Below are 13402 nucleotides of genomic sequence, written 5' to 3' on the forward strand. Positions count from 1 at the left end.
CGAACTACACCACCTGGAAGACTCGAGTCTGCCCCTCAAACGGGGTAATAGTCTTCGAGTTCTTCTTGGCATTGCCGTAGTAACGGATGCGGTACTGGCCCTTAGGGGTATTTGCCGGAACGTTCCAACGCACCGTCACCTGAGACGCAGACACGCCAATGCGCTTCCACTCAAAGAAGGTGTCCGGGTTGTTATCCGCGGTGTAGTACTTCCAGGTATTACCCACACGACGCTCAATCACGAAGTAGCTACCATCGTGATGCATGTTGTTATTCGGGTGCGCACCCACAAAACGTGCTGATACCTCCTGACGGCCGGCAATAGCATCCTGGGGCTGCTGGGTCACCTGACCGTAGCGCGTACCAAACATCGGAGTGTCGTAGACGACCTTACCCTGCAGGCTAGCTACCGGGCGACGATCATTCGGACGATCACCGATACCCAGAGGGGTGCCGTTCTTCAGGGAAGTTCCAACAACGTTAATAGTCTGGCGGAAGGCACTGGAGGTGTAACGGCCAAAGAGGGTCGCACCGCCTTCGTACTGCTGCGAGTCGTATTCCTCAGGAGTCGTGACGTAGTGGTCGTAGGCATTGGTGTAGCCCTGCAGAATGATGTGCGATTCAGGAACGCCGAAGAGCTTGGCAGCATCCTGGCGGTACTGCACACCTACTGCACCGGTAAACTCGCCGGGCATACCCAGCAGATAGTAGTCACCGAAGCGCATAATCTGCACCGGATACTTTTCCTGAATGATCGTTCCATTTTTTGCAGAGAAGAGAATGCCCTTCGGCTGCTGACAACGCGTCTGCGCCGCACTCGGAGTGAACACCAAAGTACCCAGAATAGAGGGGCGACCCGAGCCTTCCTTATAGACAGCCCAACCGCCGCCGCCATCCTCAGTGGAACCCGCACCGAACGGAGTACCCAGGAAGCCCTGACAGGTGCGCTCATTCTGGCCGCTACCGGTGTACTTGGCATCCACGTTCATACCCGAGAAGTTGAAGTACGAAATGCGCGAATCCAGACCCTTACCAACCGGAGTACCCGAGCTCTTCAGCTGAGAACGCACGGCGTTAGCCTGCTTCTCACCCTGAATCTTCACGTTCTTGAACTGGTCATTGGTCGGCCCCTGGCCGGGCTTCAACCAAGTATTCGGGGAAACGTCACCAGCATTAGCATTCGCAAACGCCGCCACGAAACCATCGCCACTACCGGGAACATTGCGGTCAACACCGTGATCCTGAGTCTCCAGCAGGTACTCCGCATACCCCTTGTTATCGCTCGAAATCAGAGTATTCTTCGAGGTCAAAGACGTCGGGTGAATCGCGTACCAGTTCAGCACCGCACGAGTCTTGCCGTTACGCTCCAAACGCAGAGTCATATTGGTCGGATCGGTACCGCCAGGCAACTTGGAACGAAGCTCAGGAGAATCCAGATTAAACGCCTCACGGGAACGGTTAGCACCAACACCGGTCAGCTTCGAAGAAGAAATCGTCAGGTTACCAGGAGCCAAATCCTTGGTTGCCTGGCGGATTGCCTTCAGCGAACCGTCCACCTGGGCGTTGAAGGTGTCCTGATGGAAACCCAGAGTCGTAATGTTGTACAGACTCTGGTGCGTAATACCACCCGGAGTTGCGTGAGTGTGAGTCGCGGTAATCATAATGTTCGACTCGTCATACGCGGAGCCAAACTCTGCACGGATGCGCTTCACCAGTTCATCACGCAACGACTGCCAACTGGTCAGCGTATCAAGCACAACGATGAGGTTGCGCTTACCCGAGGCGCGGTCCACCGCAATGAAAGCACGTGCGTACTGACGAGTATGCACACCGCTACCCTTCTGGGAAGAGTCGCCGTAGCCCATGAAGCCGACTTCACCGGGCTCGCCGGTAATATCCGCCGCACCCGCACCTACCAGGTAGGGGGTAGCGCTAGCGCTCTGAGAAGCAGGGGCTGCGGTTGCAACCTGACCGGCGGGAAGAATTGCGGACGCCGCAATAAGGCATGCTGCACCAATGCGAGCAAGAGAGTGGGTGGGTGCCTTAAAACGCGAAAAAACAGAGGAGCGCTTTTGCTCCCCTGCAGACAAGGAGGAATTCTGTTCAGACATCTGAGGTCGAGATGCTCCGGAAGACAGTCGGGTACCCTGATTCGTCACCCGTCCGGAAGAGAATGGAGTGATATGCATGCTTTCAAGAATAGAACCTAGTCAAAGGGCTTTCCAAGTTGAATTAGCATTATTTAAATATAGAATATTTATTCTTTATATAACCCAAAGAAAAACGAGCAAGTATTCTATATATGGCATTATTAGGGCGAATTACAAGGGGTCTCACAATATTTGACCGCCATCTAATTTCTTGCCCATTCAAGAAATTTTCCCAGTTTGAAAAATCATGCACTCCAATAATTTTTTCATAAATAAATCCGTCCACTAGGCAAAAAATATGCAACCTTCCCCTGAAGGATAAAGAATATTAAAGTACCGGTTAAAAGAAAGTCGCCTCTCCCCCACCTATTCGTTAAACAACAAAGAACGCGGATACCCGAGACAAACTCGAATATCCGCGTTCTTTATCAAGGACCAAGCCGGGTCTCTAAACCTCCAACCTGCCCCTCACGGCAGAAGCCTTAGTCCAGACCACGACCGTACTCATCCAGCGAAACAGCCATAAAGCCGCCGTTGCCGTAAGTGTACACCTCGTTATCCATCTGGAATGCGCTCGGGTAACCACCGAAAGTGTCCAGAGCCTGCATACGCTCCGCGGTAGCCTGAGCGCTGGGCTCAACCTCAATATCGTTGTAACGTGCCAGACCGGTACCGGCGGGAACCAGCTTACCGATGATCACGTTCTCCTTCAGGCCGAGCAGCGGGTCAGTCTTCGCCTCCATAGCAGCCTGAGTCAGGACGCGGGTGGTCTCCTGGAAGGAGGCCGCCGACAGCCAGGACTCGGTAGCCAGCGAAGCCTTGGTAATACCCATCATTTCCGGACGGCCAGCTGCGGGCTTCTTACCCTCAACCAGTGCCTTGCGGTTAGCAGTCTGGAAAGCAATGTTATCAACCAGCTCACCAGGCAGCAGATCGGTATCGCCGGACTCAATCACGGTCACGCGACGCAGCATCTGGCGAACAATAACCTCAACATGCTTGTCGTGGATTTCCACACCCTGCGACTTGTACACGCCCTGAACCTCGCTCACCAGGTGCTTCTGAGCCTCACGAGGACCACGAATACGCAGAACCTCCTTCGGATCAACAGAACCGGTAGCCAGCTGATCGCCAACCTGAACGTGATCGCCGTTCTGCAGCTTAGAAGCTGCACGACGCAGAACAGTGTAGGACTGGGGCTCGGAACCATCGTCCGGGGTCACCACAATCTTGTAGGACTTCTCGGTATCCTCAATGGTCACGCGACCGGACACCTCAGAAATCGGGGCAACACCCTTGGGGGTACGAGCCTCGAACAGCTCCTGAATACGGGGCAGACCCTGAGTAATATCGTCAGCCGAAGCCACACCACCGGTGTGGAAGGTACGCATGGTCAGCTGGGTACCGGGCTCACCAATCGACTGAGCCGCAATAATACCAACAGCCTCACCAATGTCCACCAGCACATTCGAAGCCATCGAACGGCCGTAGCACAGTGCACACACACCAATAGCGGACTCACAGGTCAGAACCGAACGGACGCGAACATCCTTCACGCCTGCCTTGAAGAGCTTCTCAATGAGCTCATCAGAGACATCGGAACCAGCAGCAGCCAGAACGTTGCCAGCCTCGTCCTTCACGTCAACCGCAAGGGTACGACCGTGAATCGAAGTCTCGACATCCTGGTGCAGACCGCCATCCTCATCAATCAGAGGCAGAACCAGACCGCGGCGAGTGCCACAGTCGTGCTCGCGAACGATAACGTCCTGCGAAACGTCCACCAGACGACGAGTCAGGTAACCCGAGTTAGCGGTACGCAGTGCGGTATCCGCCAGACCCTTACGTGCACCGTGGGTCGCGATGAAGTACTCCAGAACCGACAGGCCCTCACGGTACGAGGACTTAATCGGGCGAGGCATAATCTCACCCTTCGGGTTCGACACCAGACCGCGGATACCCGCAATCTGACGGACCTGCATCCAGTTACCACGTGCACCGGAGGTCACCATACGGTAAATGGTGTTCAGACCACCGTGAGAGCTCAGGTTCTCACGCATAGCCTCAGCAACCACGTCGGTAGCCTCAGTCCAAACCTTAATCAGCTCCTGACGACGCTCTTCGTCATCGATGGTACCGATCTCGAAGTCGTCCTGAATTGCAGCAGCCTGCTTCTCGTAGCGCTCCATAATTGCCGGCTTCTCAGCGGGAGTAGCAATATCGGAAACAGCCACGGTCACGCCCGAACGAGAAGCCCAGTAGAAACCGGAGTTCTTCAGGTTATCCAGAGCACGAGCCACAACATCCATCGGGTAACGCTCAGCCAGATCGTTAATCAGGCTACCCAGGCCCTTCTTATCTGCCACGCCGGAGAACCAGGGGTAATCCTTCGGCAGAGCCTGGTTGAACAGAACCTGACCAACGGTGCAGTCCAGCAGGACAGGGTCGCCAGGCTTGTAACCCTCGGGAGCTTCCCAGCCCTCAGGAGCAACAAACTGGTCACCATCAAGGCGAATCTTCACCTTGGTGTACAGCTCAATCTCGTGACGATCCATCGCCATCAGAGCCTCAGACACCGAGGAGAATGCGTGACCCTCGTTCTTCTGACCATCGCGAGGAGTAGTCAGGTGGTACAGACCAATGATCATATCCTGCGAAGGAACAGCCACAGGGCGGCCATCCGACGGCTTCAGGATGTTGTTCGAGGACAGCATGAGGATACGAGCCTCAGCCTGAGCCTCGGGAGACAGCGGCAGGTGAACTGCCATCTGGTCACCATCGAAGTCAGCGTTGAACGCGGAGCAAACCAGCGGGTGCAGCTGAATAGCCTTACCCTCAACCAGCTTCGGCTCAAACGCCTGAATACCGAGGCGGTGCAGAGTAGGTGCACGGTTCAGCAGAACCGGGTGCTCAGCAATGACCTCTTCCAGAACGTCCCAAACCTGCGGGCGGAAACGCTCAACCATACGCTTAGCGCTCTTAATGTTCTGAGCGTGGCTCAGCTCCACCAGACGCTTCATAACGAAGGGCTTGAACAGCTCCAGAGCCATCTGCTTGGGCAGACCACACTGGTGCATCTGCAGCTGGGGACCAACCACAATCACGGAACGACCCGAGTAGTCAACACGCTTACCCAGCAGGTTCTGACGGAAACGACCCTGCTTACCCTTCAGCATGTCAGACAGAGACTTCAGGGGGCGGTTACCGGGGCCAGTCACCGGGCGACCGCGACGACCGTTATCGAACAGCGAGTCCACAGCTTCCTGCAGCATACGCTTCTCGTTGTTCACGATAATCTCCGGAGCACCCAGCTCCAGCAGACGCTTCAAACGGTTGTTACGGTTAATCACACGACGGTACAGGTCGTTCAGGTCGGAGGTCGCGAAACGGCCACCGTCCAGCTGAACCATCGGACGCAGTTCCGGCGGAATAACCGGAACGACATCCAGGACCATACCCAGCGGAGAGTTGTTAGTGGTCAGGAAGGCGTTAACAACCTTCAGACGCTTCAGGGCGCGGGTCTTCTTCTGACCCTTACCGGTCTGAATAATCTCCTTGAGAGCCTCAGCCTCAGCCTCCAGGTCGAAGGACTCCAGACGCTTCTTAATGGCCTCTGCGCCCATCGCGCCCTCAAAGTACAGGCCGTACTTATCAATCATGGAACGGTACAGAGCCTCATCACCCTCAAGGTCAGCGACCTTCAGGTTCTTGAAGCGATCCCACACACGATCCAGGTGCTCAGCCTCGCGCTCGTAGCGCTTACGCACCGACGCGAGCTGACGCTCAGCGTTATCGCGCAGCTTACGCTTCTCAGCAGCCTTGCCGCCCTCTGCCTCAATACGAGCCAGCTCAGCCTCAACCTCACGGCTGATAGCGTTCACATCAGCGTTCAGAGCGGCCTCAAGATCCTGCTTCTCACGGTCGTGAGCAGCCTGCAGCATCGGCAGATCCTCGTGACGAGCCTCCTCGTCAACCTTAGTGATCATGTACGCAGCGAAGTAAATGACCTTCTCCAGGTCCTTCGGAGCCAGATCCAGCAGGTAACCCAGGCGGGAAGGAACACCCTTGAAGTACCAAATGTGAGTCACGGGAGCAGCCAGCTCAATGTGGCCCATGCGCTCGCGACGAACCTTGGAGCGGGTCACCTCAACGCCACAGCGCTCACACACGATGCCCTTGAAGCGCACGCGCTTGTACTTACCGCAGTAGCACTCCCAGTCCTTGGTGGGGCCGAAGATACGCTCGTCGAAGAGGCCGTCCTTCTCGGGCTTCAGGGTACGGTAGTTGATGGTCTCGGGCTTCTTAACCTCACCAAAGGACCAGCGACGGATGTCGTCGGCGGTGGCGAGGCCAATTCGCATCAAACCAAGCGAAGATTCGTTGGACATATCGGTCCTAATCTCTTTCTGTAAGTTTCTGAAGACTTGGGTTAGCGGGCGGGAACCCCACAACGCACGCGAGCGCATGCGGGGTTCCCCACCCTAGAAGGAGGCGGTGCTTATGCCTCGTCGACGGAGCTAGGCTCGTCGTGGGTCAGGCTCACGCCCATATCTTCTGCTGCCCGGAAGCCTTCTTCCTCCGAGTCGCTCATCTCGATAATCTTGCCGTCAGTGGAGAGCACCTCGACGTTCAGGCACAGAGACTGCATTTCCTTGATAAGAACCTTGAAGGATTCGGGGATACCCGGCTCAGGGATGTTCTCGCCCTTCACGATAGCCTCGTAAACCTTCACACGGCCCGCCACGTCATCGGACTTGACGGTCAGGATTTCCTGCAGGGTGTATGCGGCGCCGTATGCTTCCAGCGCCCACACTTCCATCTCACCGAAGCGCTGGCCACCGAACTGCGCCTTACCGCCCAGGGGCTGCTGGGTAATCATCGAGTACGGACCGGTGGAACGAGCGTGAATCTTGTCATCCACCAGGTGGTGCAGCTTCAGGATGTACTGGTAACCAACCGAAATCGGGTCCGGGAACGGCTCACCGGAACGGCCGTCAATCAGACGTGCCTTACCGGAACGGTTAATCAGGCGGTCACCATCGCGGTTCGGGTTCGAGTGGTCCATGAGGTCGAACAGCTCGTCCTCGTGGGCACCGTCGAACACCGGGGTTGCCAGGCGGGTCGGGCCGGATTCCTTCGGGAAGTTCGGCATGTGCTTGAGCCACTCGGGCTCGCCTTCAATCTTCCAACCCTGCTTAGCCAGCCAACCGGTGTGGACTTCCAGAACCTGACCAATGTTCATACGACCGGGCACGCCCAGCGGGTTCAGGATAACGTCCACGGGGGTACCGTCTTCCAGGAAGGGCATATCCTCAATCGGCAGAATCTTGGAAATAACACCCTTGTTACCGTGGCGGCCTGCAAGCTTGTCGCCGTCGGTAATCTTACGCTTCTGAGCCACGTACACGCGGACCAGCTGGTTCACGCCCGGGGGCAGATCGTCCTCATCGTTGTTCTCGCGGTCGAAGATGCGGATACCGATGACGGTACCGGACTCGCCGTGAGGAACCTTCAGGGAGGTGTCGCGAACCTCGCGGGACTTCTCACCGAAGATTGCGCGCAGCAGGCGCTCCTCGGGGGTCAGCTCGGTCTCACCCTTGGGGGTGACCTTACCGACGAGGATGTCGCCAGCCTCAACCTCGGCACCGATGTGGATGATGCCGCGCTCGTCCAGAGCCGAGAGAACATCCTCGGACACGTTCGGAATATCGCGGGTAATCTCCTCGGGACCCAGCTTGGTGTCGCGGGCGTCAATCTCGTGCTCCTCAATGTGGATCGAGGTCAGCACGTCCTCAGAAACCATGCGCTGGGAGAGGATGATCGCATCCTCGTAGTTCAGGCCTTCCCACGGCATGTACGCCACGAGCAGGTTCTTACCCAGTGCCAGCTCGCCGCCGTCGGTGGAGGGGCCGTCAGCGATAACGTCGCGGTATTCGACGCGCTGGCCTTCCTTCACCACAACGCGCTGGTTGTAGCAGTTACCCGGGTTCGAGCGGGAGAACTTCATGATCGGGTAGGTGGAGACAGAGCCGTCGTCGTTACGGACGATAACGGTCTTAGCGTCCACGGAGGAAACCACACCGGGCTTCTTCGCGAGCACGGAGTCACCGGAGTCCAGTGCTGCGTACTTCTCCATACCGGTACCAACCACGGGAGCCTCAGACTCCAGCAGGGGCACAGCCTGACGCTGCATGTTAGCACCCATCAGTGCTCGGTTAGCGTCGTCGTGCTCCAGGTAAGGAATCAGGGCGGTAGCCACGGACACCATCTGGCGCGGGGAGACGTCCATGTACTGAACGGCACCGGGAGCAACCAGAACAGCTTCACCAGAACCATCGCCCGCACGGCAGAGAACCTCGTTCTCAGCGAAGGTGCGGTCCGGGTTCAGCGGCGCGTTTGCCTGCGCGATAACAACAGACTTCTCGTCGTCAGCGGTCAGGTAGCGGACCTCATCGGTCACGCGGCCGTCAGTCACCACGCGGTAGGGGGTCTCGATGAAACCGAAGGAGTTGATGCGACCGTAGGTTGCCAGCGAACCAATCAGACCAATGTTCGGGCCTTCAGGGGTTTCAATGGGGCACATACGACCGTAGTGCGAGGGGTGGACGTCTCGAACTTCCATGCCTGCACGGTCACGGGACAGACCGCCCGGGCCCAGTGCGGACAGACGACGCTTGTGGGTCAGACCTGCCAGCGGGTTGTTCTGGTCCATGAACTGGGACAGCTGAGAAGTACCGAAGAACTCCTTGATAGCTGCCACAACGGGGCGGATGTTCACCAGGGACTGCGGAGTGATAGCGTCCACGTCCTGGGTGGTCATGCGCTCGCGAACCACGCGCTCCATACGGGACAGACCGGTACGGATCTGGTTCTCAATCAGCTCGCCCACGGTGCGGATACGACGGTTACCGAAGTGGTCGATGTCGTCGATATCGATCTTGAGGGAGATTTCCTCGCCGTCACGGACGCCGGGGATGCTGGTCTCGCCTGCGTGCAGAGCGCAGAGGTAACGAATCATCTGAGCGATGTCGTCCTGGCTCAGAACGGAAGCCTCGGGGGAATCCATGGGAACGTCCACACCGAGCTTACGGTTCAGCTTGTAACGACCAACCTTCGCCAGGTCGTAGCGGCGCGGGGTGAAGTACATGTTGTCCAGCAGAGCCTGGGCAGCTTCAACCGTCGGGGGTTCGCCCGGACGCAACTTGCGGTAGATGTCCAGCAGAGCCTCGTCGCGATCCTTGACGGAGTCCTTCTCCAGGGTTGCGCGGATGGAGTCGTACTGACCGAACTCAGCCAGAATCTTGGACTCGGTCCAGCCCAGAGCCTTCAGCAGAACAGTCACGGACTGCTTACGCTTGCGGTCCAGACGCACGCCAACCTGGTCGCGCTTATCAATCTCAAGCTCGAACCATGCACCGCGGGAAGGAATCACGCGGGCAGAGTAAATGTCCTTATCGGAGGTACGGTCCGGAGCCTTCTCGAAGTAAGCACCGGGGGAACGCACCAGCTGAGAAACGACCACACGCTCAGTACCGTTAATAACGAAGGTACCGGCCTCGGTCATCAGGGGGAAGTCACCCATGAACAGGGTCTGCTGCTTGACCTCGCCGGTAGCGAGGTTCATGAATTCAGCCTTAATGTACAGCGGAGCCGAGTAGGTTGCGTCGCGGTCCTTGCACTCCTCAACAGAGTACTTGGGGTCAGCAAACTCAGGCTCAGAGAAGGAGAGCTGCATAGTCTCCTGGAAGTCACGAATCGGGGAGATTTCTTCAAAAATCTCAGCCAGACCGGACTGAGCGGGGACAGAAGTGTCACCAGCAGCCTGCGCCTTCTCCAGACGCTCCGCCCAGCGCTCGTTACCAACGAGGCGGTCGAAGCTATCGGTCTGGATAGCAAGCAGGTTGGGAACCTTCAGCGGTTCGTTAATCTTCGCGAATGAAATTCGGCGCGAGACGTTCTCTGCGCCGTTAGCGGCGTCATGGTTAGAGGTGCTCGAAGCGACCAAAATGGGGATCCTTCCACAGACATGTCTGTTAGCAATCAGCCTCCCGGCGACATTACCAGCGACACGACAACCTCAGCCCCCGAATAGAACGGTGCTCGAAGCTATAGAGTCGGACGGAAAAACGTCACCTTCAGCCCGTGCCCACCGCTATATGAAGGCACAAAGGTTAGGGAAAGCGTAAATACTAACGATACAGGAAGAAATCCCTTCTGTCTACCACACCCTCATCAGGAGTGCAAACCTGCCACAGCGTGCACCTAGCATTCCACCACATTCACAGCCAAACCACCCATGGACGTCTCCTTATAGCGGTGAGACATATCCAAACCGGTCTGACGCATCGTCTCAATCACCTGATCCAACGACACACGGTGCGTACCATCACCACGCAACGCCATACGAGCCGCCGTCACAGCATTCGACGCAGCCATCGCATTACGCTCAATACACGGAATCTGCACCAAACCACCCACCGGGTCACACGTCAGACCCAGGTTGTGCTCCATCGCAATCTCAGCAGCATTCTCAACCTGCTCCGGGGTACCGCCCATCACCTGCGCCAAACCGGCAGCAGCCATCGAGGAGGCGCTACCCACCTCGCCCTGGCAACCCACCTCAGCACCAGAAATCGACGCACGCTTCTTATACAGCACACCCACAGCAGAAGACGCCAAGAAGAAATCAACAACAGCCTGATCACGAGCAGCCTGACCGCAATGGCGAATACCCTGCGTGTAATTCATCGCGTAATGCAGCACCGCCGGAATAATACCCGCAGCACCATTCGTCGGAGCAGTCACCACGCGACCACCAAAAGCATTCTCCTCATTGACCGCCAAAGCAATCAGGTTCACCCAGTCAATAGCGAACTCAGGAGACTTCGAAGGATCCTCCACCATCAAATCGCGGTGCCACGCACCCGCACGGCAACGCACCTTCAGCGGACCAGGCAAATAACCCACACGCGCCAACGAAGAACCAATGCATTCCTTCATCACACGGTAGATATGCAGGATGCCGTCACGGACCTCCTGCTCAGAACGCAGAGAACACTCATTCGCCATCTTCAACTGCGCAATCGACAGGCCAGACTCATTCGCCATCTCCAATAGCTCAGCAGCCGAACCAAACGGATACGGAGGGTTCATCAGCGACGCACCACCGGTCGCCTCCTCATCACCCTCGACAATGAAGCCACCACCAATCGAATAGTAGGTACGCTCCAGCAGCAGCTGCTCACCCGCAAACGCCGCAATCTTCATACCGTTCGTATGGCGCGGAAGAACCGTCAGAGGGCGCAGAGTCATATCCAGCTCACGGTAATTCACCACCGGGCCGTACACCTTCTGCTCCTCACCACCTGGAGCAGTCACGCCATACGCAGAGGACGGGTAACCCGCCAACGGCAAAGTACCATCCACGCTATTGCGCTCAATCATCGCCTCAGACTCAGCGATATTGATAGTCTCCGGAACGAAACCGCACAGACCCTTCAACGCAGCACTCATCGTGCCGTGACCAGCACCCGTAGCCGCCAACGAACCATACAGGTCAATATGCACGCCCGTCACGCGGTCCAGCAGACCCTCATCAATCAACTCCGCCACAAAACGGTTCGAAGCACGCATCGGCCCCACCGTATGCGAACTCGAAGGACCCACACCAATGCTGAACATCTCAAAAACACTGATGTCATACGGCAGAGCCTCTGCCTTCTTCTGGGCGCTACTGGGTGCGCTCTGGTTAATAGCCACGTTCTGTCCTTCGAAATAGTCGTCTGTGCGCCGCACCAAAAGACATGCGCCCCTCCGCGGAGGAACCACACATCAATCTGCGGTCTATACGTGCGGACAATCACCCTTGACTGGCCGCTCTAATCCTAACGCACTTCAGAACCATCACAAACTAAGGCTCAGAACACTTCCAGCACTCCCCCGCCGCTCAGCCCCGCATTACAGCGCAGAAAAGGCGCCGTGCCCACACGGGACACGACGCCTTTGCACTACAGATTATCTGCAGAAAAACTCTTACTTCTCACGCTTGTAGAACGGCAGAGCCACCACATCAAACGGAGCACGCTTACCGCGGATATCAACATCCACAGTAGAACCAACCTCAGAGAACTCACGGTTCACCAGCGCCATAGCAATCGGGAAGCCCAGAGTCGGGGAAGGAATACCGGAGGTAACCTCACCAATCTCATTACCCTCAGCATCCACCAGCTTAGAACCGGCACGAGCAGGACGCTTCGCCTGAGCCTTCAAACCAACCAGGATGCGCTTCGAATCGCTCTTAGCCAGCTCAGCCAGAGCCTCACGACCAACGAAGTTAGCAGCCTTCTTCTCCAGAGCAATCTCAACCAGACGGCCCAGACCGGACTCAAAGGGGGTGATGTCCAGACCCAGCTCGTGACCGTACAGCGGCATGCCAGCCTCAAGACGCAGGGAGTCACGAGAAGCCAGACCCGCAGGAATCATACCGAAAGGCTCACCAGCAGCAGCCAGCTTATCCCACAGCTCAACAGCCTTCTCATTCGGCACGAACAGCTCGAAGCCATCCTCACCGGTGTAACCGGTACGAGCCAGCAGAACATCAACACCAGCAACAGTCAGCGGAACCGAAGCGTAGTACTTCAGCTCACGCACAGCATCTTCATCAGAAACACCAGCAGCCAGCAGGATCTCCTCAGCACGGGGACCCTGAACAGCAACCAGAGAAGTCTGATCCGACTCATTCACGAACTCAACGTTGAAATCGCCCAGGCGCTCGCTCATTGCAGCGAAGTCAGTGTCAATGTTCGAAGCGTTCGGAACAACCATGAATTCCTCATCGCCCAGACGGTAAGTAATCAGGTCGTCAATCACGCCGCCCTTGTCGTTGACCAGGATCGAGTACTTTGCCTTACCAACCTTCAGGATGGACATGTTAGACACCAGAGCGTAATCCAGGAACGCACCCGCATCCGGGCCGGTCACGCGGAACTCACCCATGTGGGACAGGTCGAAAATACCGGCACGGGTACGGACAGCCTCGTGCTCAGCAACGTCATTAGCGTACTTCAGGGGCATATCCCAGCCACCAAAGTCGGTGAAAGAAGCGCCCAGCTTCTCGTGAACCGGGTACAGGGAGGTCTTCTTGGGGGACATTGGATTCTCCTCACGCACAGCTTTGTGCTGTTATCGTTCAATCGTCGTAGATTTAGTTCGCCCCCACAGACACGAGATACGCTGCGGAGGCATCCCCCGCCCGTC

5 protein-coding genes are annotated in these 13402 nt (G+C 56.9%); all 5 read right to left on the reverse strand.

Annotation, left to right across the window (positions count from 1 at the left end; translation table 11 throughout):
• Positions 1–4: 4 nt before the first annotated feature.
• Positions 5–2110 (reverse strand): neutral/alkaline non-lysosomal ceramidase N-terminal domain-containing protein, encoded by a 2106-nt coding sequence (locus RQ593_RS03560; RefSeq protein WP_297605408.1) that lies wholly within the window; start codon positions 2108–2110, stop codon positions 5–7.
• Between the two features lie 521 nt (positions 2111–2631).
• On the reverse strand, positions 2632–6534 hold the full coding sequence (locus RQ593_RS03565) for a DNA-directed RNA polymerase subunit beta' (RefSeq protein ID WP_311449840.1): 3903 nt from the start codon (positions 6532–6534) through the stop codon (positions 2632–2634).
• A gap of 110 nt (positions 6535–6644) precedes the next feature.
• Positions 6645–10151, reverse strand: a complete 3507-nt coding sequence (gene rpoB / locus RQ593_RS03570; protein WP_200962785.1) for a DNA-directed RNA polymerase subunit beta — start codon at positions 10149–10151, stop codon at positions 6645–6647.
• Positions 10152–10408: 257 nt separating this feature from the next.
• Positions 10409–11905 carry an L-serine ammonia-lyase gene (locus tag RQ593_RS03575; RefSeq protein ID WP_070831763.1) on the reverse strand — a complete coding sequence of 499 codons (1497 nt, stop codon included), beginning with the start codon at positions 11903–11905 and terminating at the stop codon, positions 10409–10411.
• 273 nt (positions 11906–12178) lie between these two features.
• Positions 12179–13297, reverse strand: coding sequence for a glycine cleavage system aminomethyltransferase GcvT (gcvT, locus tag RQ593_RS03580; protein WP_311449841.1), 1119 nt, complete (start codon positions 13295–13297; stop codon positions 12179–12181).
• Positions 13298–13402: the final 105 nt, after the last annotated feature.

It is taken from the genome of uncultured Rothia sp., from assembly GCF_963507905.1.
Taxonomy (GTDB): Bacteria; Actinomycetota; Actinomycetes; order Actinomycetales; family Micrococcaceae; genus Rothia.